We start from the raw sequence: 26,495 nt of genomic DNA on the forward strand, positions 1-26,495 counted from the left end.
CTCGATAGAGCGCGGCCATCACCGTCCGAAAGGAAGTGCTGCATGCCGACTACCCACTCTCCCAATCAAATTGCGTCTCCGCCGCCGGCCGCGATGACGATCCCCGAGTTTTGCCGGTGGTCGCGTATCGGCCGTACTGCGGCCTATCGCGAGATCAAGCTTGGGCGCCTCCGCCTCGTGAAGGTCGGCGCGAAGAGCCTGATCCTCGTCAGCGATGCTGAGCGTTGGCTGAGCTCGCTCAGCGCCGTCGCGGCCTAGCACCAAGCCCTCAATAGTCGCCCTCGCTGGAGCCTTCTCCGAACGAGAAGGCCCGCGCCACCTGCAAGTGGACACGGGCCCAAAGGACACTTCGCATGAAAACCGATACCAAACGCGTCTCTCTGGCGCAATCCGTCCGCAATCCTCCATCCATAGATTCCAACATCGTCGTCCGCTCCCGTCCGAGTTCGAGGGCTGGCAGCTATGTTGCGCGCCGTTTTTGCGTCGATCCGGCGCTTGCCGATCTCGTCGCGGACCTGGCCGGCCTCGGCGAGGTGCGCTCATGAATCATCACCATCGCTACCCCTATCACCCCGGTTTCAAGGCCACCGAGACGAGCAGTGCGGCTGCGGACCGGATTGCAACGCATGCATCAACGCTGCGAGATCGTGTCCACGCCTTCCTGTGTCAAAGTTATCCGGCGTCGTTCACGGCTGACGAGGTTGCGGACCGACTCGGAGCCTCAATCCTGAGTGTGAGGCCGCGCGTCACAGAGCTGCGCCGCAGCGGGCTGGTCGAGGCGACCGCGGAGCGGCGCCTGAACGCGTCCGGTATGCGCGCAATCTGCTGGCGAGCGAAGGTGGTCCCATGAGCGAGCGGGGCGTCTTCGCAGTCGATCGAGGCATCTGGGACCACGATGTATTAGCCGACAGAAAGCCGTTCTCCCGTCGCGAAGCGTGGCTTTGGCTGGTGTCTGAGGCGGCATGGAAGCCGCACAAGCGCCGGATCATCGGTAGGTCGATCGAGCTCGCGCGCGGGCAATTTGCCGGATCGCTCCGCTTCATCGCGAGCAAATGGCGGTGGAACGAGCCGCGGGTCCGTAGATTTCTAGGTGCGCTGATTTCCGCAGAGATGGTTGACGCAAACACCGACGCGGGTGTGACCGTAATAACCATCTGCAAATACGACGAGTATCAGCGGGTCAGCCTGCCGAGCGACGCAACGCGCGAAAGCGATGCCGACGCACTAACGACGCAGGAGCGACGCAAAGTAGAAGACAGGGAAGACAAGGAATCTCTCTCCTCACTTCGTTCGGAGAGAATGCCGGCAAAGCGGCCGGCGCGCAGCCGAGCTCGGGCTCAGCTTCCGGATTGCTGGCAGCCCGACGACCGGGATCTGGAATACGTCATCAGTCGCGGCTTCCAAGGGCCAAAAATTCGCGAGATGACGAACGCGTTCAGTAATCACCACCGCAGCAAGGGATCGCTCATGGCCGATTGGCATGCGGCATGGCGAACCTGGGTCGACAACGAAATCAAATTCCATGGAGGAACGAATGGGTACCGAACCCGCGATTCACGAACCGCTCAACCTTCCGGATCCTCGTCGACCAGCTCTGATGCCATCCTTGCCGGCATGGGTCGACTCGCGGATCGCATCACTGCAAGAAAACTGGCAGAGCGGCAGGAAGGCACTGACTTTGCCGGCAGGGATGGTGGTGAGCGGCACTGAAAGAGAACAGCTCCTTCTCAGCCATGCTTGCGAGCTCAAAAAGCTCCTGCAATACACGCCGATCGCCAGCGCAGATGCCGAGGCCGAAACACTAGCGATCGTCACGAAGATGCTCTTCGCGCTGCCCGGCCAGCGCGCGAGTGAAACCGCTAACGAGGCCCGCGGGGAGGCCTATCTCGCGGCGCTCGAGGACATCCCGCCATGGGCCGTTCAGGAAGCGGTTCGCAAATGGTACCGGGGCGAACACGGACCGAAATACGACTATCGTTGGTCTCCGTGCCCCGCCGAGCTGCGCGAGGTCGCTTATCTCGAGCAATATCCAATGAAGAGCCGCATCACGATGTTGGAGCGTGTCGCGGAGGCAGTGGCGCTCGTTGAGTATAAGCGATGACGACTGGCGGGACGATCCAATTGGCCGAAGATACCTCCGCTTCCGTCATTTCCTTTCGGGCCCCACAGAAGAAGGACAAGACAGCAGCTGCCCGGGCCAAAGCCTATCGGGAGCGCAAAAAGCGAAAAGCCAAGCCGGTGGTAGTCGACGGTCCATCCTCAGAAGCTCTGCTGTCTTCAGAGCTTCTCCCAGTGAACAGCGTTGTAGACGCGGCCCCCGTTACGCCAATCCCGCCCGTCACGGCGGCGTCACGGGTCGTCACGCCGCCTTTCGCCCAGGAAAATAGCGCGCCGTCACGGCACAACGCGGCCTCGATCCTCCTCGTGTCGGCCGGCCTTGCCCTGGGGGCTGTTGGCATCGCGATCAACGGATGGTTCGCCCGTTCCCTGGGCGCGACCGAACTAGCCGGATGGCTCTTCCTCGCCATTGGCGTGGCCGCTGACTTGGTTGCCCTCGCGATGCCGTCTTGCGCTTCCGCCCAATGGCACGGCCGCCGGTGGGCGACCGCAATGGCGGGGTGGGCACTCTGGCTGGTGACGTTCGCCTACGCCCTGATCGCAGGGATCGGCTTTGCGGCAGTCAACATCAGCGACGTGGCGCTGGCGCGGGCGTCACGCGTGACGACGGCCGTCTCGATCGCTCAAGCCGCTCTGTCGGACGCCATGGCGGCTCGCGATCGGGAGTGCAGGGGCGGCGTTGGCAGGTTCTGCCGGGAGCGTGAAGCGGCTGTCACGGAGCGCCGCCAGATCCTCGACGCCGAAATGGCGTCTGTCGGGCGAGTGGCGGACCCTCAAACCGAGGCAGCCATCAGGCTCGTCGCCTGGAGCACCCGCGGCGGGCTGCGGCCGGCGCCCGAAGACTTCGCCATGGTCAGGCTCATCCTATTGGCCCTGCTGCCGCAGGTCGGCGGGATACTGATGATGGTCGGGTGCAATTCCCGTCCCACTTTGTCGCGCAAAAATCTCGCGGGGGCCAAACCCCTTGCGCGAAGAAATTCTGAATGCAGTTAGGACTTCCCTGACCCCGCTTCGGGCGTTATTCGTCTCGCTGAAGAATGTTGCGGCGGAGCGGGACGCCCGCGGGTGCTGTCCTATGGACATTGCCCGGCCGGGGTCTCTCCGTGCTGTCACCTTTGCCGCCGTGCGGGGGGCAAAAAGGTTTTCGCCCCTCTCGGTGCAATTAGATGACCAGGCGCGACGAATTTCTTGCTGCAACGATCCGAACGCTGGCTAACCGGGCGGGTCACCGGTGCTCCAATCCCGACTGCCCGCGTCCCACTTCCGGTCCCGCATTGGAGGAAGACAAGTCCGTCAGCGTCGGGCAAGCGGCGCACATCACTGCGGCGGCACCGGGCGGCAAGAGGTATGATGCTTCCCTGAAGCCGGAGGAGCGGCGCGCAGCAAACAATGGCATCTGGCTGTGCCAACTCTGCGCCAAGCTGATTGACACCGATGAGGCTCGCTTCACGGTCGAGCTTCTGCACAAATGGAAGCGTGACGCGGAAGAGCGCGCGTTTCGGGACATCGCAACAACGGCGCCGGGAGGCTATCGGCGATCGGCGCTCGTGGTGGAACTTGACGATGAAGACCGCGCCTTCCTCCTCTCGCTGGCCCTGCCGCAGGAAGACCAGCTCGACGCAGTGGTCTCGCGCATGCTGCCGGCGGCCCAGCGCGATATTGCCACCTTCCGGAACGCGAAGGAGTGGCCATCCCATGCCGTGGCTCTCAACCTGACGCTTCGCGGGAGCGGAGGCAACGGACACGCGGTGACGATCGAAGGCTTGGCCAATGGCCTCGATGCCGCCGAAACGCTGAATATCGTAGCACCACCCGGCACCGGTAAGACGACGACGCTTGTCCAACTCGCTGAAACGCTGGTGCAAGCTGGCAAAGTGGTTGCGGGATTCGTGCCGTTGGGCGAATGGTCCGATCATCGCGAGGATTTCTTCACCTTCCTGACGCGACGCAATGCTTTTGGAACCTTCCGAACGCAGCATTTCATGCAGCTGGCCTATCACGGACGCTTTGTGCTGCTGCTGGACGGGTGGAACGAACTCGATCCGACGGCGCGGGTCGCGGCGACACGATTGTTGAAGGCGCTTCGGCGCGACTTTCCGCTGCTCGGCATCGTGATCGGGACGCGGCGCCATCTCCTGCCTATCTCCGGCGCGGTCGTGGAAGTTGAGCCGCTTTCGGAGAGCCAGCAGCACGAGCTCGCGCGGACATTGCGGGGGAGCGAAGGCGAAGCGCTGGTCGATCAGGCATGGCGCACGCCGGGCGTGCGCGATCTTGTGGCCATCCCGCTCTATCTCACGGCCCTTCTTCGCAGCACGCGGGGCGCGAGATTCCCGCAAACAAAAGAAGAGGTCTTGCGGCTCTTCGTCACGCAGCACGAAGAGGAGCCCGAAAAGGCGGCGATCCTGCTAAAGGAACTGCTCGGGTTCCACGAGAACATGCTGACGGGCCTTGGCATCGAGGCAAACCGCGTCGCGAACACGGTGCTCTCGAATACGTCCGCAAACCGTGTCATCGCGAACGTCGCAGCGCAACTATCCGCCCAAGGGCAGCTCTCAAGCCCCCTGCAGCCAGCCGCCGCGATCGATATTCTCGTGAGCAGCCATCTTTTGATCCGTGCCTCGTCCGGCGGCATCTCGTTCCAGCATCAACAATTCCAGGAATGGTACGCGTCGCTCGACGTCGGCGGAATTATGCGAGAGGCAGCGGATGGCACCGCGGAAGCGCGAACAAGGCTTCGGACCGAGATCCTGAACTGGCCCGCCTGGGAGGAATCGGTCCTGTTTGCGTGCGAGCGCTTGTCGCGCGAGAACGCTGGCGGCGCACAAGCGATCGCGGGCGCTATACGCGAGACGCTTGGGATTGATCCGATGTTGGCCGCCGAAATGATCTTTCGCTCGGCGCCAGAGGTTTGGACGCTAATCGGTGCCGAAATCACTGCCTTCGCGGCGCGCTGGCACACGGCCGGCAAGGTTGATCGCGCAGCGCGCTTCATGATGACAACCGGTCGGCCAGAGTTCGCGCCGCAAGTCTGGCCGCTGGTTTCCAATCCCGACCAACAGGTCTATCTCGCTGCCGTGCGGTCGCCCCCGCGCTTCCGGCCGTCGGTCTTGGGCGACGGTGCCGAGCAAAAGCTTGCGGCCTTGCCGGTGGAAATGCGCAAACATGTCGTGGCGGAAATCGCGAGCTACGGCGGTTTCGATGGCATGGAGCTGGCCGTGCGTGTGGCGAAAGCCGACCCCAGCGCGGATGCGGTGCTCGAAGTGCTCCAGGCGCTGCAATTCCGGCGCGCCGACCAGATGGTGAAGGATATTCTGCAAACCGCGTCCGATGAAGTCTGGCAGCTTGCGGCCCTCGCCAGTTATCCCGACGAGCTTGCCGATCCGGAGCAGAACGAGAAGCTCGCCGAGCTTCGGCGGACACACGCCGAAGCGGAGAGCAATCCCGTGAAGAGCCTGAAGAGCCTTGCAGCGCGTCAGGCCAAAAACGCGGAAACCGAAACTCGGATCGAGGAGCTGATCGCGGCAACGAGCTTTCCCGCAAGGAGCGATGGGGCGGCGCATGCACTTCAGGAGGCGCAGGCGACCTACCCCGGACCTGTACGGAAGGGGATGCAGCGGCGCATCGCGGCGCGCTTGGAATTGCCATTCCGCGCCCGCGACCTCCTGATTGGAGGCGACGCCCTTGACGATGGTCCTGTCGTGGAAGCACTGCTAGATTCAGGGACGTCAGAATCCGTCGCGCGGGCCGGCTTCGTGGTCGTCGGCCCCAAAACGGTCGGAGTGGTGATCGACCGGCTGTTCGAGCTGCATGTGGCCCATCGGCGCGACAGCAATGCTTGGGGACGCCCGGAACATGAGGCCGAACGCCAGGAATGGGGCCGCTTGCGGACCGCCATCGAGGCGTCGCGCGAAGACTCATTCCTGACAGCACTCTTGGAGCGCGCAGAGACCGACGATCCGTCCCATATCGAGTTTATGGCCGATCTCCTGCGTTGGCACGGCCGGCCTGAAAAGGCCCAAGAGCCCTCCGGCGTTGGACATGAGCTACGTTTCGCGGTGGTTGGGACCCTTCAGCGTTGGATGAATGCATTGCTGGAATCGCCACAGGCCAACCGGCATCAACTCGCCGCGGTGGCCGGCGCAATGGCGCGCTTTCCCACTCCACAATTTGTTCCCGGATTGCGGCAGATGCTAGCGCGAGACCTCGCGGATTGGGCGCGGGCACGCGAAGAATACGCAAAGGCGATCAATCGCAGTCCTATCTCACCGGACGTGAATTACGACCACACTCTCGAATACCAGAGAGCCTTCGCCGCGATTGGAAACGATGCTGCGGTCGCCCTGAAGGAGCATCTGCCGGATCCGCGCTTCGGCGTGCGGGCGGCTGGCGCTCTTTTGGAGATCTGGAACCGTGACCATCCGTCGGGAAAAGCGCCGATTGCTGCGTTCGGGCAGGACTATTCCCGCGCGAAGCAGCTCGAGAAGCAACGACGCGAGACCCCTGAAACGCTCGCGACCTGTGATTATGCGGAAGCGATTTTCGAGGTCGTCAGATCCATCGGGACTAGCGCGGCGGAATCTGGCACTCAACAGCATGCTATCGCCCTCGCGGTCATGGGCCTCGGTATGCCGCACGGCTCAAAGCGCGCCGAGATCGACAGTCTACTCGCGCTCTCGGTGCCCTCCGCGGGTAAGCAACGACTGCTCATCGGGAGCGCAATGGCCGGAGAGGTTCTTCGTTCCGATATGCTCGTCGCGGGATTCGACGAACTGCTCGAAGCCGGCAAGACGGAGCCGTGGCGGCTGGAGGAAAAGCGCGGCGAGCTTATGAATTGGGTTGAGCTGTTCGCATTCTCTGACCATCCCGACGCCGTGCTCGCCGTGATTGACCGGCTGCCCGAGGAATACGGCTATCCAAGCTCGCTGGATCGCCTACTGTCGGCGCTCGCGAAGAGCCCGCATGAAGGCGCCCTCGATCTGCTCCAGGCGCTCGCGCGCCGCGATCCACGGCTCTTGGCCCAGCACGATTGGGCGCAGGCCGTCATCAAGGTCGGCACGGAAAAATCCGGCCAAACCCTTCTCGCGCTGGTCTGCGATGGCGAGCTCGGCAACGCGGGCGGCGCCGATACATTTCACCTGTCGAGACAGCTTGCTCACCTCGGTGAGGAGTTCCCGGCGCTCAAGGGAGACATGCTGCAACGCTATCAGCGCCTGAATAGGGGACGCGCGAAATCCACCCTCGAATCGGCGCTCATCGATCTCGCCGACGCGCCGGTTATCCGCACGCTGGTTCGCGGGTATGCGGCGGACCACCGATCTTACGACGGGGGCCTTGCGCAGGCCTTGCGCAACGCTGCGCTCGGGCGACGACCAGTCGAAGGCTGGATCGCAAATGCCTACGAGGAGTTCAGCGTATCGCTCGCTGAACTTCGCCGGGAGCTGTTCGGGCTGGCTTTAGCTAGCGATGCGCAATCGCCGTTGGCCAAAAGCTGTCTTATCGAGATCGAGGAGCTGCGGGACGAGCATGGCCGCGTGGATGACGAGCCGCGACATCCTGATATTTCCTTGGGCCGATCCTGGCCCATAATCGATCCGCGGAGTGGCGGCTGAACGGCAATTCAAGCTCCGCGCTGTTAATCGCGGCAGCCGCTCACGAGCCATGCTGCTTACGCTCGTGCAAGTACGAACGAACAGCGGCCAGAACGATGAGCACGCTCGTCGCCATAGCGCTGGTGATCACCAGGAGCGGCTCGGCAGGGCCCTCAGCGAGTGATCGAGCAAAATCGAAAACGTGCTGTGCGATCTCCATGACAAATTCTGAACGTGACATGGCTTTTCCCTTTTTGATCCCTGCTGTCCGGTATGGCAGCGCTGGCGTCGCGTCAGGAAAAGACGTCGGGCGGCAACTGTCGAGAACTTCGCTGCGCATTGTCGAAAATTAAAAATCGGTTGACGTCGCGCTGCGGGTCTTGCGGCTTGCCAAGGGCGCCCATCAGCGTCCCTGCGCACGGCTAAGCCATCCGCATTCCTTGCGTCGGCATTAGCATCGGTTGCAACGCGTTTATCGAGGCAACACCCTGATCATTCTCAATGATCTTGATAGCAGGCGTCATGCCAAGACTGATGATACAGGCGTGGTGCACAGAAAGAACAGCATCTTGAAGAGCTTGATCGGCTTCTAGCTCCACGATCTTAAGGCCAAGATCCTTCGCAGCCTTCATCGATATGTGCCGCGCGTGCGATTTCGTGATCGCATGATCACCAAGTTCTTGAACGACCCTTTCAGCTTTCGCGACAGCATCAGGATCCCCGGCGAACATGCCGTCGATCAACCACTGACGCGTCATCTGATCGGCCCAGCTTATGACCTTGATGCTCTCACTGATCTGCGATGCGCCGTATTTCGAGAGAACAACCTGCCAAATCGGCGCGGTCGACGGCGCAGCCTGGACTTCCTGCAAGGCACGCTCAAATTCTTCCTTGATCGCGTGAGCCGCAACACCGGCAAACTGAGGATCAATTGGGCCCAAATTGGAGTGCTTGCCCATAACGATCTCTTTGCAGGCAAGCGCGATCATGGTGCCACCCGACATCGCGATCTGCGGGACGAAGGCGCGGATATCGGTGCCGAACATTTGACGAAGGTAATCGACTAGCGACTCCGTCGCGGCCATATCTCCGCCAGGCGTGTGAAGAAGGATATCAAGCCCCTTCGCGCGATCCATCTGGTGGATCGTCGCCATCAATCCATTTTTGTCGGCGTCATTCAGCATGAACTCCCACGTCTGCTGACGGAAGAGTTCTGATTTCTGAAGCCAGCCGGAGTAGTAGACGATGACGTTGCGCTTTGTTTTCGCCGCCAACTTCTTCAAGTAGCGACGGCGCACCATGTCATGCGTACTACCCGAACGAGTCGTCTCAGCGAGGATATCGTTCCAATTCGGCATGCTGGCTGGAATCGCCTATCGTGACTCGGAAATTCATCGACGGCTTGTCAGCCGAATGCGAAATGTCTTGCTGAAATGGTATCGACGTCGGAAGCTGCGGTTGGGCCTGCCCGACACCGATCAGCCTCAACGCGTCGGCGACACGTTGATCAATCTGATCATTCAAGGTCATGGTCATCTCCGGCAAATAATCCGGGGAACCTTGCACTATTCGACCCGCTTCGCAACCCTTAGGTGCGTTTGGTGAACAAAAAGTTAACGCAGGCTGCAATGCACCGCAAAGATCCGACGGGCCTCGTCAACCGCCGCCCCCGGACCTGCGCTGGCCATCCGCCACATAGCGCGCGACGGGCCCGAAACTTCTCGGCCAGTTCGACCATCTTGGCACTGAGATCAGTCCCATTCCGCTCTCCAGTGACCTGAGAAAAGCTCAGGCCAAAAGCGTTCGGTAGGCAGAGGGACTGCACGACACCTTCTTTGAGCAGTCCAAACGGAGCGCCGCCGAGGCTAGGATCCGCGAAGCCGACAGATTGGATGAAGCCTAAAATGCGGTGACGGGGGCGTGGACCACAGCAGAGATGAGGCCAGTAATTGACGATCAGCCGTCGGCGGGCAAGGCCAGCGACGGGAAACGGCGAAAACCATGACGAGATTCAGCCCAGCTCGATTTTGCAATATAGATGGTTTTTGCCATTCTGCATTGCCCTGCCAGTGGCGAACACGCCGAGCCTTGCTACCGGCTGCTCCTGTCGTGATGCAATTCCAGCGGATCCATCGGGCAATGCTACGCGCCGACGAAGCCGCGCAAACCGTCTTTGTCTACAGCCGTAACGATACGCTGGCCTCGGACTGACGCATGCGTTTAACCGACGAAGGAAAGCTTGGTATAGTTCTCGGCCTGCTCGGCGTCGGGGGAAGCGGCCTGATAATGGTCGCTCCAGAATATCTTTCGATCGGCTGGACTTTCGTTGCAACGGCGGCGGCTGGATTTGTGGCGCTGCTCGCTCATGAGTGCTTCCCTAGATTCCGCGATAGGAGGGGCTTTATGCTTGTGCTCGTTGGCATCAGTTTCGTGACGTTTGGCTCGATTATCGGTTTGGTGGGTGCCTTTCAAATGGATGCGAAGAAACCATCTCCGCCACCAGACCTCTCCAAGAACGAAGGAGTCCTCGTACCTGCGGAGCAACAGATGCCGCCATTGCCTCCACACTGTGATCTGCCACAAGGCGCGGTCGCGGTCTTTCTCGGCACCGATGTGGCATGGGCGACGAGATTCCCCTATGTCGCGCTCCAGGCCGCTAAAGACGAGATGCTTACCATTGAGAAGGATCCGGCTAGCGGCGAAATTTCAATCGCCACGCTTAGAATTTACGGAGCGGACAATAAGGTCATTGCAAGCATTAGAGATGGAGAGTTTTGGGTTTCTGGCGCTGTGCGGAAAAAGAGGCCCGATGCCAGTACACTGATCGTCTATGACGAAAAAGACGCGGAGGTTTTGCGGGTAGTGTATTTGAACCGTCGTGCCATTGTTGTTACGGGAATATTTAGGCATCCGGACATCTCGCCAAGAACCTACGTCGTTACAAGAGAGGGCACGAAGATACTGCCAGGTCAGGGAGAGGTGGGCGGAAATTGTCTCGGAAACGGCAGCTTTCTATTGGATAGAAATGCTTTTGGTATTGGAATCGTCCAACCGCGAAAAGGCTAAGCTTAGTCCGTTAAGCCCGTCTGCTCTTGCGCTGCTCTCCTGGCGGATTACGTTCGGCGAGACGCGCTGCGTGGTGTCTTGGTCTGCTGCCATTGCGGGCATCATGTTGCCCTGGATCCCGATCGCTCACTCACCATAAGCAGCATCGCGACCATCTCTGTGACCCTCGCGCGAGGAGCGAGCGGAGCCGGCCAGCATGAACCGGCGGTGTCCGCGCTCTAGTTGGACCGTATCTATCGGAACTCGCGCTCCGCACGAGCTACGTCCTCCTATGCGTGAGCTGGTAGTCTGGCGCGGACAATCCCAATGGCGTGTACAGATAGCTAACCACTAGAGACGGCACTCCTCGACTTGCAATCTCAATTAGGCGCCCGTGCTCAGGATTGTCCAATAAGTCCTCTGTTACGTGAGCAATACCCTTGTTCGTGATCTGGAAGACGGCGAGCAGGGCTTTTTCAGCTTCCTCTTTACCCCCGTCGTATCGGGTAAGTGCGGCCTCGGGGCGGACCATCGAGAGTCTACCGCTCGCATTTGAGAAATTCTCAATTCCAATGTCGGTGGGGCGGCGTCGATCGACGTTGACGATGCGACCATGGCGATTCGCGCTCAGGCCGAGAAATTCCAGCAGCGCGCGACAGTGAACCAAGCCCGCCTCGATAGCGGGATTGGTAAAAGCAAACAGATTTCCTTCAATGCGCAATTTGCCATCGATATAGATCTGAATTGCTTTTGGCTTGTCCACGTCCGCTCCCAGGCTAGTTGCCAAGTTGAGCGCGCTGACTGCGGACATTCGATAGGGGATGATTTCTTTCAATAATCTGTCGAGATCCATTGCTGTTTTCTCCTGAGATGTCGCGGAACGACTGGCCGCACTATAAGCTGGGAAAAAGCGGCGACGGTTCCAAGGCGATCCCGAAGTACTTTTCGATGAGCTTTGCGTTTGCTTCCCGCGATTGCGTGTAGACGTATCGCCGGGCCTGAGCGGCGATCCGCTTATTCACCTCAGAGACGACCCTCGTTGGATTAACGTGCAGCAAGTCATTCAGGACTCGAGGACTGTTGGCGGCAACAAACAATTTGCGTGGGGCAATGGGAAGCGAGATGAAGCCGTGCTCCTCTCTCAGGCAGTAGTAGTGAACAGGTCGATCGGATGTTATCAAGTCGTGCCTTGAGCCCTTCACCTCAAAAACGCGCCAATGCATTCCGTTGATGTGTGTTCCGATCTCGACATTTTCTATGGCTCGCATGATCATATTGACGCTCACCTTGTCCATGACGTGAGGATCGCGGCGGGCAATAAATTCTTCGAATGTCCCGGGATCATCAGGCTTGCGCAGCCGCTCGTATCCTGCTTGCGAAGCAGCACTCCCTCGGTTCCACGCGGTGGGGATGGCCGCTTTCAATTCGTTCATCGCATCAGGATGTCGAAGCCTGACGCTCAAGAGGAATCGCGACCAGCCGCTGCGATGTTCAGGAGTCCATGGATTCGGATCACGTTCCAGCAGGCGATGCAGAGCAATTGCGCCTTCATCGTCAACAAGCTTGAAGAATCGGTTTTCAAGGTACTGGTCGTAGCCTGCCGAGCCCAGGGTGGGGAAAGCATACAGATCGCGCTGGAAACCGGTCGCGGTCGCGCTTACTTCCTTCTGCGCAATCCGGCCGTCGTAAACGCGCTTGTGCTCAAAGAGCTTCTTATTCCCGTTGTGCCATTGGCGGAGATAGAACACCGGTACAAAATGGTGATCTCGAGGCTTTCCGTCAGACATGCCGACCTAATCTCGTGCTTTACTATTCTCCGTCCGGCTTCAGAAACTGTACCGATGACGAACAGTTTTCGCGCTTTGCGGATGCGCAGATTTGTCGAGCCGATTCCAATTGATTCCGTCCCGACGTGATCATGCCGTAAAGAGCCGGCGGAGCGCGAGTCGCAGCAGTCGGGCTGCCTCGCGGAATTACCGCGAAAGCGGTAGATCCCAGTTCGCGTAAGCGTTGGTCGGCCTTGAATTTGACTCCCGGATTAAGCCAGCATCCAGCCCGGCGAACTACTGATTCGCCACCCCTGACCTGGACCCAAGCGACCGGAACGCCCTGATAGCCGCGGGGTGCGAAGGCGCCCCGGGAAAGGGGGTGATGAATATGTTTCATTCGCCCACTCTAACCGGCGAGAAAACCGTCTACGTGCGGGACTATCGCCGGTTCAGAAACGGCAAATGGGAGCACGTATGCTCCCATTTCCGTCGACCACCTGTCCGTGGCTGAAAAATTGCTCAGTAAACTCGGCCCCCTCGGGGGCCGCTTTTTTGCGCTTTCGCACAATGCGTAATGCATACAACCGCCAGGGGGTCTGAGCAACCAACTCGCGCTAGAGTTAAGTCGTCGGAATCGTCGAGGTTGCATTAGAATCATTCGGGCGGGGGATCAGTCCAGATACGATTCTGAGTCACCGACATCCAGCAAGATGGGCCGCGCGGCGGAATGTCACTTGGACCGCCTGCGATTCTCCACCTCTAAGGCGTTTTTTATCCCTCTCATGTACGGATCGGCATCCTCTTCCGCCGTTCCGCCCAAGGAGGCAAGGGCTTGTTCCACCGCAGTCCATGACCACCGGACGCAGCCGGCGGATAGCTTGAGGGGTTTTGGCAGAACGCCTCTGCGTACCATCTCGTCGACGGTGCTCTCGGCCATGTCGAGCTCATGCGCCAGGCTTTTCTTGCTGAGATAGGAAGGTCTAGTCATCCGCAACGCCACTCCCCAACCTAGTGGCGTCGCTCGATTTATTGCCCAAGTTCTTCGTGGCGTCCGTGCCGTTCGATGCACTTTTCGATGCTGCGCCTCTGTTCTTCCGCGACGGAGCGCCTAGGAGTTCCGCTAGTTCTTTCAGGCCTGAGCCCGAAGTATCTGCCTCACGCGGAGATGCAAGTACGCGGGTAGCTCCCATGCCTCTCGAGTTAGGACCCGACCTTTTTGAGGTGTTCAAGAGCGACGGATCGTTTGTGAGTTCCGCTGCTAACCTCCACTCGGACTCCGAGGTACATTCCACGGATTTCGTAGTTCGGCGTTTTGCCGGCGCGCGAAGGTGAAAATTGGAGCGTCTCTTCAACTCCTCGCGAAGGTGGGCTTCGATCCGGGCAATGTCGGTTGAGCTCAAGATCTTATCCCGCCCGGCTGGAGTGAAGAATGGTTCACCTTTCGCATCCACCGGGTGAGATCTAAGCCACTCGTTGAGCCATCGCTTCGTCTTGCGTAATTCCTTAGCCGCTTCTTCGATGGTGAATCTCATGATGCGGGTCCCTTGTGCTCCGCTCCGCCCGTCAGTCGGAGCCACTCTGCTTCGCCAGCCGGCGTGATGCCATAATACGGTTCTCGTCCATCTTCGCGGGTTTGAACAACTTGGACAAATCCTCGGGCCTCCAATCGCTCAATGGTACGAGGGCCCGCACCTCTCTCGTAACTGATCGTTCCTTTCCTCTCGAAATAGGCCTCGAGTGCAGCGCGCTCTAACCTGTTGAGTGGTTGGCTTCGGACAATCGCTTCCCATTCCCCCACGGCATATATGCGCATGCCATTGGGATAGCGGCCAGGCGGAAGCTGATCGAACGTGATCTCACCACGCATAAATCGGTCGTATGCAGCGACAAGCGGATCGGAGACAGGATCTGTCTGCTGGCGCTGTTCATCTTGCCGCTTTGGTGCATCGCGCCCGCTCGCTCGTTTGTCGTCCCATTTGGAGGCAGGAGCATCTTCAAAATCATCCCATGATGCCGCTCCGCCGGCCTCGACGCCGTCAACGGCGGCGATTCTCTGGGGGGCGGCAAAAGTGCTGATGTCGAGCGGCTTGTCTCCAATAATCAGGGTTCCATCAAAGCGCGCGCCGATCACAAATTTGCCAGCGCTCTCAATCCCCCTAATCAATCGACGGATCGAATGCTCGGTGAATGGAAGCTTCTTGCTCATATCGATCATCCGGCGCGGGCATTGATCCTCAGCTAGAGTGAGGCTTTCGAATCGCGCACTTGCGAAGACCTGTTACGATGGAGTCCCCGCTATACCCGTAGTTCACCGTCACGAAGCCAGGCGAGCAGCTCGACGCCGTTGCCAGCTCCATGGCGAATAGTGCCCCCGTCCGGAGCTCGGCGGGGCACTTTGTGCTCTCCACCGTGCTGCGAAACTGATTGCTGTCTAATCCCTAACTGATCCGAGGATTACCGGGACAGAGGTTGCCGACGCGACGATGTTGGCAATGCGAGCCATCTCAGCCTCAACGATGATGCGCGCGCGCACCAACTCAAGACCGACGGTGGTCTTGCCCATTCCACCGGCCTGCGTATCGGTGATTGCCTTAACGTCCACTTTGGGTTCTCCCGCAAACACGGGAATGGTCAACGTCACCAGAGGAGGCAGCGCGGTAGCGTCCGAGCCAAGACGGACGATAGCCTCTCGCAGCACCGAAACTAACGGCGAAGCGATGTCCTCCGCGTTGAAGTCGATGATGCGGGCGAACGCCTTCGGGTCAAACATGTGGCCGGAGATCGCATTCCACGTATCCCACTCATGGGAATGTGCGAGGGTGAGCACCGCGCGGTGCTCGGCCAAACCGCGCTTTGCGCTGCCGGCGGGATGGTAGTCGATCACGGCATGCACTTCGAGCTCATCGACGTCCGCGAAGATCACGGTGTCGGCGGTTTTGAAACGATTGACGTAGGCGACTAGCGAAGCTGTCTGGTCGATATTGACGAGCTGATCGATGAAGGCGGGCTTCGCAGCGATCTCCCTGATCGGCTTCACCGTGAAGCGCTTATGATAATGAACGAAGGGGAAAGGTGTGATAGTTGCACTGGTAGCCTGGTCCATGGAGCACTCCATTGGCTTGGGTTAGAGCCGGGGCGGAAGTAGCAGCTTCCCTCCGGCTTGCATTTTAGGTATACCTATTTCATGGCGAAGTCAATTAAGGTGCACCCAAAAAAACGGAGAGGCCGTCCTGCCACTGGGAAGGACCCGCTAGTCAGCGCTCGGCTTCCTCAAGAGCTCGTCGAGAGCGTGGAGGCTTGGGCCACTGAAAACGGTGTGTCGCGCTCCGAAGCTGTGCGCCAGTTAATCGAGATAGGATTGAAGGCGAAGGGATGACTGGCCGTGCGGAAGCCAAGCTGCTGAATAGCGCTCGCACCAATCCGATTTTGGCTAGGCATCTGACGCGTCGGCTTGAGAAAGAATCCAAGTTCGTGGAGGCATTGCGGACCTCGGCCGAGGCGCTCTTGGTGGAGGCCATGAACGATACGGAATGGGCTCCGGGGCTTTTGCGAAAGCTCGCGACACTACCCGACGTCCCCGATTCCTCCCGCGCTATGATGCTGTCTGCATGGATCCGTTGGGGTGATAGTTGGCGAAACAATGTGAACAACGACGTGTTGCTGATTGATACGCTCCGCAATCTACTCCCTCCCTATCGCGGAGGTGAAGTCCGCTTGTTCAGGGGCGATAGCGCGTTCAATCGGCGTCGCCGGACCTACGGCATGTCTTGGACCGTCGACCGGATCGTCGCGGAGTCTTTCGCCGAGGGCAACGCCTCGATGTACGACGGCGGAACGGTTGTCTTGGAGACACTGGCACCGTCGACGGCGATCATTTGCGTCCCGCACGATCACATCGAGCATGCATACGCTGGGGAAGTGGAGTATCTTGTCGACCGACGCCGGCTTGGCGATGTCAATCTCGTCAAGCGCTACGGGGCTCCGGCCGCTCTCGCTCAATAGACCCCTCGCAGCAGCTCCTTGGCTGGCTCGTTACCATCGGCATCGGCGTTCGCGCTTTCGTGTTGACTCAACTTCAAATCAGGCTTGGAGCCGAGCAGATTGCGTTTCAACAGCAGCAAATTGACGATGCGAGACTCCAGCTTCGTGAAAACACGTATGAGCGGCTAGCGGCGGCTACAACTCAAGCTGTACGAAGTTGAAAAGCTTCAACGTGCCCAAGCCTACCTAAGTCAATTCTAGCGGCTGTTTCGGTGCTGTCCTAATTCGGAGAGTCGCAAAGTTAATCTAGGACACCTTACATATGTTAGCGCGCGGGATGAATCCGAAGACGGAGGATGTCCATGAGCGCTCAGCGTTGAGTCGGTGCGCTCGCGGTCCCGTCGCCCTCCTCACAAGACAGCCCCGGAGGCGTTCGGGGCCGCTCCCAATCGTTGTTTGCAAATAGGACAGTGAAACTATCCTATCGCGCCCCGTATCTGGCCGTGACGGCTGCAACCAAAATCGCAAATCCGCAGCAGCCGTCCGGTCCCGGCGTTTACTCGCGTGCGCCGGGACCGTTATTTGCACCCGCAGAGGCGGATTAGGACACTGAATGAAGATGGGGCGAAGTCTCTCACCTCCGTCCCATCGGAAAACTCTAGCCAGCCCTTTGAACCTTTAAGCGGCCTTAAGCGTCCGCGACAGCAGCAGGTGCGGCCGGCGTCTTCGACCAATCAGCTCCACGTGGCCCGGCTGTTTCCTTTTGCCACTTTTCGTGAGTTGCCTACACTGGCGTCCGCAGAGATACTGATCCAGCTATGGTGGTGTTGTGGATCACGGGCAGTATCGGCGTCTTGGCTATCGGTGCCACATTCGCGGTAATCACGTATCTTGATGCTCGCGCCGAACGCAGACGACAACGGTAGAGGCCGGTCAGGGCCCGCGCGCGATCTCTTTGTGCCCACCCACGACACCCAGTGGCTCGCGCGCGCATTGAGACACCAGTAATCGACAATTTGACTCTCGCAGGCGCCGAGTTTCGATGGCGCCATGACTCGCCAGCAACGCAAAGACCGCACTGAGCCTGACGGCCGTCCGCTCAAGATCATGCTGGGCGATCTGCGGTCGACGGGCGTGCGTGATCTCATCGTGTTCTGCCAGGACTATCGCTGCAGCCATAACGTGAAGCTCTCAGCCGAGTATGTCGACCGATGGCCTGACGACATCAGGATCTCGCAGCTTGAGCCGCGGTTCGTCTGCACGGCATGCGGCATGCGCGGGTCCTGCATTGTCGCTGGCAGCAACGGCAACGAAATGGCCATCATGCCGCGAAAGGTGCGCTGACGCGGCGGAATTGGCACTCGGGCTGCAACCGTCGTCGTTCCGCCGTGTTGTCATCTCATGGGACCTAACGTTTGGTATCAAAGAACTAAGTTCGGCCGAAGGTTCAAAGGATAGCGAATTTGGTGGACACCGGGTGGCTACTGCTTTCAGCGTTGAAGTTACCGCATTGGCTGATGATTGCCGGAGGCTTGCTTGTCATCGTCGGCTGTCTAGGCATGCTGCTTGGGGGTAGGAAGGAAGAGGATGTCAACGCTCCCGAGCGGCCAATCGAACCTCTTCCCAAGCAAATGCCACCCCTACCGAAACTCCTTAGCTCTCAAAAGAAAGCTCGGACCTCGGACTCGCGACGGTGAGCCGCTGAACTAAGAAGTCTCGCTGGCTGGCCGCCAGCTGGCGGAGCGGGCCCCGGCCGATCTCCCCCGCGCCCCTACGAGCCGGGGCCGTCTCTCCGCCCTGCCGGCTCTCTCGTGGGAGTGGTCGCGCCCACCACGCAGCACGGGAAGGATCAACCGCCGAGAGCGAGCAAAACCGGCCAGAGTTTCGCGAGGAGCCAGAGCATCAGGGCGAAAGACGCCCAAATGCCCATCAAAGTTAATACGGCCCGAGGATTCCGGAATATCATCACAGTGCCAGCTTAGCACTCGTCGAAGATCTCCGCACCGAGCTAATGGCCCGCCAGCCTGAACCGACGGTCCGTAGATGCCTGGCAGGGAGAGAGCATTAACCTAAGGTCGTAGTCTCGAAAGCCCCCCACCAACGAATGATGTGGCGGGAGCTTCTAGTAATCGTATATACTGGAAGTTGAGCAACTGCATTTGCTGTCGTTGTCTTGGGAATGGGGAAAGCATTGAGCCGCGAACTACGGGAATTTCGTAGGCTGGAGCGCGTTTGCCGCGAATCCGCAGCGGTTTCTACATTGGCGATCGAAAGAGAAGCTCTTCTCTCGGTGGTCGATGATTTGCGTAAGGCCATCGAGGCCCGCGAGCACGCCCAGCAGCGCGACGCCTAGGTGGGCCACCCGTAAAATTCCCAATGATCGCCCGTCTCGCCCCGCTACTCGGCTTGCTCTTGGCAGCGTGTTCAAGTTTTGGTTTGTGGCCAGACACTTCTTCGACTCCGCCGCCCGGTCCGCCGCCAGCGGCGGGACCACCAAGCCAAGACGCAGTGCAACGGGGTATCGAAAAGGTTATGTCGGATGCAAAGCTGACCAAGCCTGTAGAGATATCGGCACTTCGTACAGCCGAGCACGGCCCCGCTGTTTACTTTTTGTGCCTTAGAGAAGCTAATCCGCCTCCGGACCAAACACGCCGTATATATTCGGTTTTCTTCAATTCCGCCTACGCGGACTCCCGGCTGTCAGTCATCCTCGAAGAATGTGAGCAGCAGCGATACACGTTGATGAACTGAGACGGACAAAGATGCGGAGCACCGAAGTTTTGAGGCCCGCCAGCCTGAACCGGCGGGCCTGGGCCGTCTCAGCGCCGCAACCGCCGACGGTGCATCGTGAGCCGCTGCCGGTCGCGCTCTCTGTGGATTGGCTGCTCCCAGCTCGCGCAATGCCCCGCGTTGGTGCCCGCACTTCCTGTCATTTCGCCGGAAGCGATGCGGCTAATTGGCGAACGACGCTTCTTGGGAGATCGATGCCGGATAGCTTCCAGCTCGAACCTTCAAAATGAAAGCTGACGGCCGAGTAATTGTCCCGATCGGCTGTTTGGCTCGTGCGAACCGCAAACTCCACGGGCTTCACCCACCTTACCCGGCCGAGCAATTCCGCAATGTTCGACGTATTGATCGACAAAACATTTGGGACAATCGACGTTGGAACGTTGGGGCCAGCTACAGTTCCTGTCTGAAGCAGCTTAGTCAGATTATCTGCAGTGAGCATCTTTTGCAGCATCGCATCAGCGATCGACGCTCCGTAGGTCTGCGCCAGTAACCGCCCCAATGGCTTATCCTTCCTTCCGGTTCGTTCGAGATAGGCCGAAATGATCTGGTCGACGAGCGATCGGCGCAGCCGCTCCATGTTGGTACGTTCGAGAACTTCAGCAGCATTTCCGACCCTTGCTGCCTGCACCAATCGCTCAATCGAGATCACAGCCGATGTCAGATAGAGAGCGCTCGCGACAACAACGGCGAGCAAAATTCCGACACCCCAGCGCATCCATACCTCCGCAGTTCGCGTGAAGCTAATTTCGTTGGAGTACCGGTGGGATGTTACGGTGCACTATCCTCACAGGTTGGTGAGACCTGGATTTGAGAGCGGGGCGCGGGGATCAAAACCCCGCACCCCTGTGGTCAACGCCCCCTTCAATTGGCGAACTGCTGCCGCAACGGTTCGCCCGGATCTCCGCCGACAGACTCGATCAGCAGTCTTCGGGCATTTCGACATCCCGACGCGCAGCAGCCTGGGCCGCGGGTCCCGTCGCATCGGTAATCGACAATTTGCGAGACGCGCGGGATGCCGCTTTGATCGCGGCATGACTGTCCGCCTCGTCAAGCACAAAGCCGTGCCCGGTACACTCCAAATACCCCCAGCCGGCCTTGGGGTGCCGCTCACAGAAGCGGAGGATAATTACGGCGCGCAATTGACGAGCAGCGTATCCGCCCCACCCCAGACGCGGGACCACTTTAAGGGTAGGCGCGCCGTTTCTTTGATGGCGAGGGTTTTAGCTAATTCCGCAAGGCTACTTTTGTCGTCATGACCTAGGATCCCGGAAATTGAGCTTCGGGAGACTTCCATGGCCACCGTTCTGAGCTTCCTGTCTTTCTTCGGCATCCTGATCGGATTAACGTCGGTCGTCTTTCCGCTGCGTTTTCTGTACATCCGCAACCGCAAGGCAGGGTCTATAGTGCTGGCCGTCTCTGTCGTGACGTTCCTACCGGCGGCTGCCATCGACGGCGCAAGACAACAGGCCGCTGCACTTCAGGAGCAGACGACGCCTGTCCCGACGCCGAAATCGCCAGCCGAATTGGCCGGGGAGCTCTGCAAGGCTTCCGGAGCCATTCCCAACTGTAGAGAAGTCCTCACTAGGCAAATCGCTGAGGACAGGGCGCATCCCAAGTCACCGGAGGTGGCCGCGACGGTGGTTACGCCCAGCGGTTCTTGTAAGACCGATTGGCGCCGCTGCTCCAGCAACGCTGAACTCGTTAACAGTTTCGACGATATTGGATACGGTTCCGTATCATGCTTATACGCGGCAAAGAAGCTCGCAAAATACGGCACGCCGTCATTTCCATTTCTTTCATTTAGCGACTTCCGCAGCGATAGCGACTTTGTCAGAACCGGAGTGGCGACGCTCGTCGAGCCGAACGCTGAGTTTCAGAACGGCTTCGGTGCAATGGCACACACCATCGTCACCTGCAAATATGATCTGGCTAGCCATCGGGTTGTGGACCTAAGCATCGACTGACTTTGTCTTGCGGTCCACCGCCGTGGGGCAGCCGATGAGAGGAGCCGACGATGCTTGCCCGTATCGGCGTCGTGCGAGCGCTGCGGCGTCACAGGAGCGTGAGCAATCGTGCGTTGATCGGTCTCACTTGACATTGACCGCGAGCCCCGTCGGGCAGAGTTTATGGGAACGCACATCAAAATTTCCCGACCCGGATGGAGGCAAGGTTTTCCGAGAGGTCGCTCAGCAATTCATCGAGATAGGCCTCTCCGGCTCTAAGCACCTCGGCTTCGTGGATCGTGCCGGACATGCGTCTCTTGGCGACTGACCTGATGGTGTCCATGGCCGAAATCGCCATTCGGTTATTTGGGTCACTGCTGGCAGTGATAGCGAAAACGATTGCCAATGTGTTCATGGCCACCACCTCAAGCACTGCGAGTTTGGCCTTCATCTCGACGTCGTTCATGACTAGTCTCCAAAAGTCGTGGAGCCCGCGGCAGCGGAAACGCACTCCACTTGCACGCGGTCGATTGTGAGCTCGCTGAGCCCCGGCATGCTAGTAACGGATGCCGAAGAGGACCACCGCAGATTCCGGTCGAGCTTCGCTGCCGCCCTGCGAGGCGATGATCTGAGCACCCGCTATTCCAGAGACGCTGTGCGTGTGTGTGCCAGCGCTATTTATTGTGGTGGAAATAACGGCTGTTGCCGACAAGCTATTGGCAGAATTTAACTGACCACCATTATTCGAGCCCTGAGAGACGGTTGTAGTAACGCCCGATCCGTTGTTAGCAAAGCCCTGTACAGGCAGTGCGTGAGAGTGACCCGAATCCGTTGATGTCGCGGAGTGAGTATGAGATCCTTGACTATCAGTCGCTCCTGTTACGGATGAAGAGGACGCCGTATGCGTGTGCGAAGCATTTTGGTTTGACTGGTACGTCCCAACAGACAGCGAACCGGACGAAGATCGCAGATAGCGAGCGGTGTCTGTGAGGTCCGGCACCGCGAAATGCAGGCTGTCAGCGCTACCCCAGGTCGTACCGATCGCGTTGAACAGGTCGGGATATTCGGCGCGAAGCAGCGAAGCGCCGTTGCAGGCAAGGGTGCCAGCCGGCACATTCTGGCCAGCGTGATGCACGATGTTTCCGACATTGGCACGATCCTGCCGGAAAAGAGTTCCTGCCCCGTTGCACATCACGAGGATGGCCGTTCCCTGCGGGATCTGAATAAGACCGCCGCCGCCGGAAGTGCCCCCTGGCACCTTGACGAACATGCTCTGGCTGCCCGACGTAATGTTCGCAAACCACCACGTTTTGCTGATGTTCGGGACAATGACAGTGAGATCGCTGACCAGCGTTCCCGTGAAATATTGGATATGGTCGATGTCCTGACGCAACCCAGCAGGCGGTACGGTGCCCGATAGATCGATGGTACCGCCGGTCGAACTCTGAATGTTCGCGCCTGCGATCGCCCGATCGGTCGGCGCGAATACGAAATTGTTCGCGTTGGTGCCCCAGGTATTGTTGTTGTTGCCGGTCCCCATCAGCAGGAGACCGAGGTTGCTCGAGTAGGTGTCAGCGGTCACGTTGGTAGGCCCTTCCGGTGGGCCCAGCGTTGCGTGCGACGTCGAAGCCGCGGTAGATCGGGTCGCATCTCGCCGAGCGAGTTCATTGCGCCAGGGCGTTCGCAGTTCGACCACGCGCCCATTGAGCCTGAGCCGCGGCTCAAGCACCTTCACAAACAGAAACCGATTTGCGGGCTGAGGACGAGCGTCGAGATACAGACGGTAGGGACATTTCCACTGTCTCAGGTGTCTCATGTTTCGTTTCATAGAATCACGAAATAGATTCCAGCGTGAAACACGCGAGGCGAAACACCCCCTCAAGCAATGAGGCGCTGCTGCGAGGAAGCGGTTTCATGTGAAACCGCCCGTGAGAATACGGAAGTTGGTCCCTAGGAAGCACGAAGAAGCGCGCTTGACTCAGCTAGTCTTGAAACAACGCAGTGACGGGCACGCGCAGTCCTTTGGCAATACGCGCGATGTTGTCTATCGATACGTTGCGCTCCGAGCGCTCGACGCCGCTCAGGTAAGTTCGGTTGATCCCACATTCATGAGCCAAGGCCTCCTGGCTGAGTCCACGGGCAGCCCGAAGACGGCGCATGTTTCGCGCCAGAACGTCTCGCAACGGCCCCTTGTGTGTCTTCTTCACAGGGCCATTTCGGCCACCTGTCGCTTTTAAGGCGACCGCTTTTAAGTTACATTCGGCTCAGCCGGGCAGAAGCTCTCTGGTTGGGGCCATGAGGTGACCATGAAAGGCAACCTATTCGGGGCGCTCGTAGCTTTGGCTACCGCTGGAGGGGCAGCCGCACAGGATCTCTCGTCATTCGGCACCCCTGTTGAAACGACGGGCCCGGCGCATCCAGCTGTCCGATCGAAAGTACACGCGAACAAGCTTTGGTCGGCCGAGGTCTGTGCCGAGATACAACGGATCGAGAACGTTGTTACGTCGGGTCCTCTACGGCCGGCCGATCGAGGGATGGCGCGCGGCGGCCTACTGCTGCTGGAGCAGCTTCATTGCGGTATCGACGTCAGCGGGAAATTCGCGGCCGATCAAGCCGTCCTAGAAGACGAGGAACGGGCGGCCCAGCGCGCCTATCAAGAGAACATGGAGGCGGCCGTGCGGGCGGCGGAGCGCGCGGCGTCTGCACCTCGAGAGCCAATCATCGTACAGGTCCCCCAAGCCTCTCCTGCTCCCTCGCTTCCCGATCCGCCGCGCCCTCTGAACTGCTTTACCACTCGTTTGGGAGGCGGCATGTCGAGCACTAGCTGCCGATAGACGTCTCCCGCGGTGGGCACGCGAATTGTTGGGGAGCGCTTCCCCACCACTTCCCGCCCAGCGCCGAACTGGTTCTCCTCTGTGTGAGAGCTCGGGGTTCGTGTACAGTGAATGCCTGCCCACGATCACGATGAGCATTTGCTATGACGATTGATCGCGACCGCGCTTTCCTGACCGAGATGCGTGCCATCACGACCGACGCAGACGGCCGGGAAGTTCTGGTCGGCCTCTCGGCAGACGAAACCGATTGGTATTTCGCCTATAGCGCTCGACGACTGTCCGGCGAGCCCAGAGGGCCAAATCACTCCGCGGACCGTGAGCGATATCTCGCCCTTCACGACAGGCATGAGCGAACACGTCTTGAGGTGCTCGGCGCCGAGATACAGCAGCGAACCGATAAGCCAACAGCTCACTAATGACCGATGCCGCCGGGCGGCTTGCAGCGCAATTGCGTGGTGCTTTTAGTGGTCTCTTTGAAAAATCGCGCAAAAAAACTATAATTTGTTCAATGTGATGCGACCATAGTGCGACGCCCTCTTGCGCACCAGCCTTCGCAGGCTGCGCCTGCTTCGGCTCGGCAAGCCGCTTCGAAGCGACGGCGGGCTCCCCCATTTTTGTCGATTGGTACATGCCAGCTTCAAGGCCGCGCCTGCGCTTACGTGATTTTTCTCACATAAGCACGCGCGTCTCTCCTCTAGTGTCGCCTCACGCAAACACGGGGAGATTTCACATGCGCAAGATCATTCTGGTTGCCGCCATGGTTCTGGTCTCTGCATCGGCCCAGGCGGGCGGCGCGCGCAGCCTCTCGCTGGCAGCAGTCAACGATCAGGCTCCGACATCGCAAGCCTCTGTCGCGCCGGCGACGACCACGCAGGTGAGCGAAGTCGCTCCAGTCGCTACGACTCCGGTCTATGTCGATCGACCGGCGGCGGTTTCGACCACCGCGCCAGCTGCGACCGCGCCAATATCAACGCCTGCTGCGGCCCAGCCTGCGCCGAAGACGGCGGCGAAGGCGGACAAGCCCAGGCACAAGACCTGGACCGAAGGCCGTATCATCAGCGAACTGCATCGCCACGGCATTTACTGGTAAGCAGCGGCGCTCTTCCCAAAGCAAAATGGCCGGGCTGAGCCCGGCCATCGCATTCTTACCGTGCCTCAAGACGCCTAGCGCTGCGAGACGGTCTGCACCACGCTCGAGACCGGGCGCGCATTGGTCGCGCTGCTGGAGGCCGGCACTTTCAGCTCCTTGAGGATGGCTTCGTCATACTCCGGCAGCGATTCGAACGTCGTCTTCGCCTTGATCTGCACGACCTTGTAGCCACCGGCCTTGAGGCGCGCGAGCAGCGTCGGCAGTGCTTCGCCGGTGCGCTTCTGGAAGTCGTGCATCAGGATGATGCCCTTGCCGAGCTTGTCGAGCTTGGTCATCACGTTGCTGATGATCTTGTCCGGCGTGCTCTCCTTGCGGAAGTCGAAGGAGTCGAGGTCGGTCGAGAAGATCCCGATATTGCGGCTGCCGAGATAGCTCACCAGCGCCGGATTTTGCGACAGCTGAGGGAAACGGAAGAACGGCGACGGATTGGTGCCGAGCGCCCATTTCACGGCGCTGAAGCCCTTCTCGATCTCGTCCCTCGCCTGCTGCTCCGTCATCTTCTTGCCGGCAAGATTGACGTGCGACCAGGTGTGCGTGCCCACCGTGTGGCCCTGGGCCAGAACCTGGCGCAGGATTTCCGGATGCCAGCTGGCATGCTTGCCGACCGAGAAGAACAGGCCCTTGGTGCATTCATCGGCCAGGGCCTTCAGCACCGCCGGCGTATTGTGCGGCCAGGGGCTGTCGTCGAAGGTCAGCACGACCTCCTTGTCGGCGAGGAAGTCGAACTGCTTGTACTGCTCGAAGCCGAAGCCCGGACCGCCGGTTGTGTCGATCTCGACCACGCGCGAGACGCCGAGCGCATTCGGGTTGGTGCAGGTCGTGTCCTGAACCGGTGCCACCGCCGGTGCCGGCGCGGGAGCAGGTGCTGCGGCAGGAGCGGCGGGCTTGCCCGCAATCGCCGCAGTGGTCTCGACCTCGTCATTGGCGGCAAGCTTGGCCTGCGCCGGCAAAGGATCGGCGGCACTGGCGGCTGTTGTCTTGGGGGCGCCCTGGTCGGCGCGCGCGGAATAAAAGTACCAACCTCCGGCGATCACGATCGCCGCAACCACACTGGCCAGCATCAGGCCCAACGCATTACGCATCGCTACTCTTTCCAAATACGCAACCAAACCAGCGGAATTTCCCGCGTCGCGAGCCATTAATGCGAAGGAACAGTTAACGTGACACCAACACGACGGCGGTTGCGGAGGAATTTCAGGCGGGTGCGCCAAAGTGACCGAGGTCACAGTGGGTGGGGTGCCCGTGACCATCATCACAGTGGAAACGGTTTTGCTGGA

At 59.6% G+C, this 26,495-nt stretch carries 26 protein-coding genes; 14 read left to right on the forward strand and 12 right to left on the reverse strand.

All coding sequences use genetic code 11. The features are described 5' to 3' along the window. Window positions 1-42 precede the first annotated feature (42 nt). The 6 genes from XH91_RS01650 to XH91_RS01675 all read left to right on the forward strand — a co-directional run bounded on the left by XH91_RS01650 (window position 43) and on the right by XH91_RS01675 (window position 7,727). Window positions 43-258: a helix-turn-helix domain-containing protein gene (locus tag XH91_RS01650; protein ID WP_245477264.1), complete on the forward strand. Its 216-nt coding sequence runs from the start codon at window positions 43-45 to the stop codon at window positions 256-258. A gap of 95 nt (window positions 259-353) precedes the next feature. Then, entirely contained in the window at window positions 354-545 is a 192-nt protein-coding gene (locus XH91_RS01655) for a hypothetical protein (protein ID WP_128948975.1), read from the forward strand. Between the two features lie 301 nt (window positions 546-846). Continuing rightward, window positions 847-1,710 carry a hypothetical protein gene (locus XH91_RS01660; RefSeq protein ID WP_128948976.1) on the forward strand — a complete coding sequence of 288 codons (864 nt, stop codon included), beginning with the start codon at window positions 847-849 and terminating at the stop codon, window positions 1,708-1,710. Beyond that, the gene (locus XH91_RS01665; protein ID WP_128948977.1) at window positions 1,697-2,101 is read left to right on the forward strand and encodes a hypothetical protein; all 405 of its coding nucleotides are present in this window, start codon (window positions 1,697-1,699) and stop codon (window positions 2,099-2,101) included. Before XH91_RS01660 ends, XH91_RS01665 begins: the two co-directional genes overlap by 14 nt. A gap of 20 nt (window positions 2,102-2,121) precedes the next feature. Next, a complete protein-coding gene (locus tag XH91_RS01670; protein ID WP_206736849.1) occupies window positions 2,122-3,111 on the forward strand; it encodes a hypothetical protein in 990 nt (329 codons plus the stop codon). A 173-nt stretch (window positions 3,112-3,284) separates the two neighbouring features. After that, on the forward strand, window positions 3,285-7,727 hold the full coding sequence (locus tag XH91_RS01675; protein ID WP_128948978.1) for an NACHT domain-containing protein: 4,443 nt from the start codon (window positions 3,285-3,287) through the stop codon (window positions 7,725-7,727). A 40-nt stretch (window positions 7,728-7,767) separates the two neighbouring features. Here XH91_RS01675 and XH91_RS01680 read toward each other — a convergent pair whose 3' ends face one another. The 3 genes from XH91_RS01680 to XH91_RS01690 all read right to left on the reverse strand — a co-directional run bounded on the left by XH91_RS01680 (window position 7,768) and on the right by XH91_RS01690 (window position 9,236). Next, on the reverse strand, window positions 7,768-8,046 hold the full coding sequence (locus XH91_RS01680; protein ID WP_128948979.1) for a hypothetical protein: 279 nt from the start codon (window positions 8,044-8,046) through the stop codon (window positions 7,768-7,770). Between the two features lie 82 nt (window positions 8,047-8,128). Continuing rightward, window positions 8,129-9,007: an SDH family Clp fold serine proteinase gene (locus tag XH91_RS01685; protein WP_206736850.1), complete on the reverse strand. Its 879-nt coding sequence runs from the start codon at window positions 9,005-9,007 to the stop codon at window positions 8,129-8,131. Between the two features lie 28 nt (window positions 9,008-9,035). Further along, complete coding sequence (locus XH91_RS01690) at window positions 9,036-9,236, reverse strand: hypothetical protein (protein ID WP_128948981.1); 201 nt, start codon at window positions 9,234-9,236, stop codon at window positions 9,036-9,038. Between the two features lie 684 nt (window positions 9,237-9,920). Here XH91_RS01690 and XH91_RS01695 point away from each other — a divergent pair. Then, window positions 9,921-10,772, forward strand: coding sequence for a hypothetical protein (locus XH91_RS01695; protein ID WP_128948982.1), 852 nt, complete (start codon window positions 9,921-9,923; stop codon window positions 10,770-10,772). A 259-nt stretch (window positions 10,773-11,031) separates the two neighbouring features. Here XH91_RS01695 and XH91_RS01700 read toward each other — a convergent pair whose 3' ends face one another. The 4 genes from XH91_RS01700 to XH91_RS01720 form a co-directional block, all read right to left on the reverse strand. Further along, window positions 11,032-11,604, reverse strand: a complete 573-nt coding sequence (locus XH91_RS01700; RefSeq protein WP_128948983.1) for a hypothetical protein — start codon at window positions 11,602-11,604, stop codon at window positions 11,032-11,034. A gap of 40 nt (window positions 11,605-11,644) precedes the next feature. Further along, complete coding sequence (locus XH91_RS01705; protein WP_128948984.1) at window positions 11,645-12,538, reverse strand: DUF4238 domain-containing protein; 894 nt, start codon at window positions 12,536-12,538, stop codon at window positions 11,645-11,647. Window positions 12,539-14,048: 1,510 nt separating this feature from the next. Further along, a complete protein-coding gene (locus XH91_RS01715; protein ID WP_128948986.1) occupies window positions 14,049-14,726 on the reverse strand; it encodes a MarR family winged helix-turn-helix transcriptional regulator in 678 nt (225 codons plus the stop codon). 225 nt (window positions 14,727-14,951) lie between these two features. Further along, window positions 14,952-15,623: a DUF2303 family protein gene (locus XH91_RS01720; RefSeq protein WP_164938239.1), complete on the reverse strand. Its 672-nt coding sequence runs from the start codon at window positions 15,621-15,623 to the stop codon at window positions 14,952-14,954. 81 nt (window positions 15,624-15,704) lie between these two features. On the opposite strand from XH91_RS01720, the gene XH91_RS40070 reads away from it, so the two are divergent. The 4 genes from XH91_RS40070 (at window position 15,705) to XH91_RS38645 (ending at window position 18,854) form a co-directional block, all read left to right on the forward strand. After that, on the forward strand, window positions 15,705-15,896 hold the full coding sequence (locus XH91_RS40070; protein WP_128948988.1) for a ribbon-helix-helix domain-containing protein: 192 nt from the start codon (window positions 15,705-15,707) through the stop codon (window positions 15,894-15,896). Then, a complete protein-coding gene (locus XH91_RS01730; RefSeq protein ID WP_128948989.1) occupies window positions 15,893-16,522 on the forward strand; it encodes a hypothetical protein in 630 nt (209 codons plus the stop codon). The genes XH91_RS40070 and XH91_RS01730 overlap by 4 nt, the downstream gene beginning before the upstream one ends. A 1,029-nt stretch (window positions 16,523-17,551) precedes the next feature. Beyond that, complete coding sequence (locus tag XH91_RS01735; protein ID WP_128948990.1) at window positions 17,552-17,845, forward strand: hypothetical protein; 294 nt, start codon at window positions 17,552-17,554, stop codon at window positions 17,843-17,845. Window positions 17,846-18,692: 847 nt separating this feature from the next. Then, entirely contained in the window at window positions 18,693-18,854 is a 162-nt protein-coding gene (locus XH91_RS38645; protein WP_164938240.1) for a hypothetical protein, read from the forward strand. 576 nt (window positions 18,855-19,430) lie between these two features. Here the strand turns inward: XH91_RS38645 and XH91_RS01740 are convergent. After that, the gene (locus tag XH91_RS01740; RefSeq protein ID WP_128948991.1) at window positions 19,431-20,006 is read right to left on the reverse strand and encodes a DUF2939 domain-containing protein; all 576 of its coding nucleotides are present in this window, start codon (window positions 20,004-20,006) and stop codon (window positions 19,431-19,433) included. Between the two features lie 577 nt (window positions 20,007-20,583). Here XH91_RS01740 and XH91_RS01745 point away from each other — a divergent pair. After that, on the forward strand, window positions 20,584-21,255 hold the full coding sequence (locus XH91_RS01745; RefSeq protein WP_128948992.1) for a hypothetical protein: 672 nt from the start codon (window positions 20,584-20,586) through the stop codon (window positions 21,253-21,255). A 175-nt stretch (window positions 21,256-21,430) separates the two neighbouring features. Here XH91_RS01745 and XH91_RS01750 read toward each other — a convergent pair whose 3' ends face one another. From XH91_RS01750 to XH91_RS01760, 3 genes are all read right to left on the reverse strand, one after another. Then, the gene (locus XH91_RS01750; protein ID WP_128948993.1) at window positions 21,431-21,700 is read right to left on the reverse strand and encodes a hypothetical protein; all 270 of its coding nucleotides are present in this window, start codon (window positions 21,698-21,700) and stop codon (window positions 21,431-21,433) included. Window positions 21,701-21,790: 90 nt separating this feature from the next. Then, window positions 21,791-22,816: a tail fiber protein gene (locus XH91_RS01755; RefSeq protein ID WP_164938241.1), complete on the reverse strand. Its 1,026-nt coding sequence runs from the start codon at window positions 22,814-22,816 to the stop codon at window positions 21,791-21,793. Window positions 22,817-23,216: 400 nt separating this feature from the next. After that, on the reverse strand, window positions 23,217-23,393 hold the full coding sequence (locus XH91_RS01760) for a helix-turn-helix domain-containing protein (protein WP_206736867.1): 177 nt from the start codon (window positions 23,391-23,393) through the stop codon (window positions 23,217-23,219). A gap of 818 nt (window positions 23,394-24,211) precedes the next feature. On the opposite strand from XH91_RS01760, the gene XH91_RS01765 reads away from it, so the two are divergent. Together XH91_RS01765 and XH91_RS01770 are read left to right on the forward strand one after the other, a co-directional pair. Continuing rightward, window positions 24,212-24,484 carry a hypothetical protein gene (locus XH91_RS01765; protein WP_128948996.1) on the forward strand — a complete coding sequence of 91 codons (273 nt, stop codon included), beginning with the start codon at window positions 24,212-24,214 and terminating at the stop codon, window positions 24,482-24,484. 314 nt (window positions 24,485-24,798) lie between these two features. Continuing rightward, window positions 24,799-25,158, forward strand: a complete 360-nt coding sequence (locus tag XH91_RS01770; protein ID WP_128948997.1) for a hypothetical protein — start codon at window positions 24,799-24,801, stop codon at window positions 25,156-25,158. Window positions 25,159-25,232: 74 nt separating this feature from the next. On the opposite strand, the gene XH91_RS01775 is transcribed toward XH91_RS01770, so the two are convergent. Continuing rightward, window positions 25,233-26,300, reverse strand: coding sequence for a polysaccharide deacetylase family protein (locus XH91_RS01775; RefSeq protein WP_128948998.1), 1,068 nt, complete (start codon window positions 26,298-26,300; stop codon window positions 25,233-25,235). Between the last annotated feature and the right edge of the window lie 195 nt (window positions 26,301-26,495).

The organism is Bradyrhizobium guangzhouense (assembly GCF_004114955.1).
Taxonomy (GTDB): domain Bacteria; phylum Pseudomonadota; class Alphaproteobacteria; order Rhizobiales; family Xanthobacteraceae; genus Bradyrhizobium; species Bradyrhizobium guangzhouense.

Excerpts from the sequence above, each read along its gene's own strand:
- XH91_RS01650 (WP_245477264.1), top strand. The coding sequence starts at position 43 with ATGCCGACTACCCACTCTCCCAATCAAATTGCGTCTCCGCCGCCGGCC.
- XH91_RS01655 (WP_128948975.1), top strand. The coding sequence starts at position 354 with ATGAAAACCGATACCAAACGCGTCTCTCTGGCGCAATCCGTCCGCAAT.
- XH91_RS01660 (WP_128948976.1), top strand. The coding sequence starts at position 847 with ATGAGCGAGCGGGGCGTCTTCGCAGTCGATCGAGGCATCTGGGACCAC.
- XH91_RS01675 (WP_128948978.1), top strand. The coding sequence starts at position 3,285 with ATGACCAGGCGCGACGAATTTCTTGCTGCAACGATCCGAACGCTGGCT.
- XH91_RS01680 (WP_128948979.1), bottom strand. The coding sequence starts at position 8,046 with ATGCGCAGCGAAGTTCTCGACAGTTGCCGCCCGACGTCTTTTCCTGAC.
- XH91_RS01685 (WP_206736850.1), bottom strand. The coding sequence starts at position 9,007 with ATGGTGCGCCGTCGCTACTTGAAGAAGTTGGCGGCGAAAACAAAGCGC.
- XH91_RS01690 (WP_128948981.1), bottom strand. The coding sequence starts at position 9,236 with ATGACCTTGAATGATCAGATTGATCAACGTGTCGCCGACGCGTTGAGG.
- XH91_RS01695 (WP_128948982.1), top strand. The coding sequence starts at position 9,921 with ATGCGTTTAACCGACGAAGGAAAGCTTGGTATAGTTCTCGGCCTGCTC.
- XH91_RS01700 (WP_128948983.1), bottom strand. The coding sequence starts at position 11,604 with ATGGATCTCGACAGATTATTGAAAGAAATCATCCCCTATCGAATGTCC.
- XH91_RS01705 (WP_128948984.1), bottom strand. The coding sequence starts at position 12,538 with ATGTCTGACGGAAAGCCTCGAGATCACCATTTTGTACCGGTGTTCTAT.
- XH91_RS01715 (WP_128948986.1), bottom strand. The coding sequence starts at position 14,726 with ATGAGCAAGAAGCTTCCATTCACCGAGCATTCGATCCGTCGATTGATT.
- XH91_RS01720 (WP_164938239.1), bottom strand. The coding sequence starts at position 15,623 with ATGGACCAGGCTACCAGTGCAACTATCACACCTTTCCCCTTCGTTCAT.
- XH91_RS40070 (WP_128948988.1), top strand. The coding sequence starts at position 15,705 with ATGGCGAAGTCAATTAAGGTGCACCCAAAAAAACGGAGAGGCCGTCCT.
- XH91_RS01730 (WP_128948989.1), top strand. The coding sequence starts at position 15,893 with ATGACTGGCCGTGCGGAAGCCAAGCTGCTGAATAGCGCTCGCACCAAT.
- XH91_RS01735 (WP_128948990.1), top strand. The coding sequence starts at position 17,552 with ATGACTCGCCAGCAACGCAAAGACCGCACTGAGCCTGACGGCCGTCCG.
- XH91_RS01740 (WP_128948991.1), bottom strand. The coding sequence starts at position 20,006 with ATGCGCTGGGGTGTCGGAATTTTGCTCGCCGTTGTTGTCGCGAGCGCT.
- XH91_RS01745 (WP_128948992.1), top strand. The coding sequence starts at position 20,584 with ATGGCCACCGTTCTGAGCTTCCTGTCTTTCTTCGGCATCCTGATCGGA.
- XH91_RS01750 (WP_128948993.1), bottom strand. The coding sequence starts at position 21,700 with ATGAACGACGTCGAGATGAAGGCCAAACTCGCAGTGCTTGAGGTGGTG.
- XH91_RS01760 (WP_206736867.1), bottom strand. The coding sequence starts at position 23,393 with ATGCGCCGTCTTCGGGCTGCCCGTGGACTCAGCCAGGAGGCCTTGGCT.
- XH91_RS01765 (WP_128948996.1), top strand. The coding sequence starts at position 24,212 with ATGACGATTGATCGCGACCGCGCTTTCCTGACCGAGATGCGTGCCATC.
- XH91_RS01770 (WP_128948997.1), top strand. The coding sequence starts at position 24,799 with ATGCGCAAGATCATTCTGGTTGCCGCCATGGTTCTGGTCTCTGCATCG.
- XH91_RS01775 (WP_128948998.1), bottom strand. The coding sequence starts at position 26,300 with ATGCGTAATGCGTTGGGCCTGATGCTGGCCAGTGTGGTTGCGGCGATC.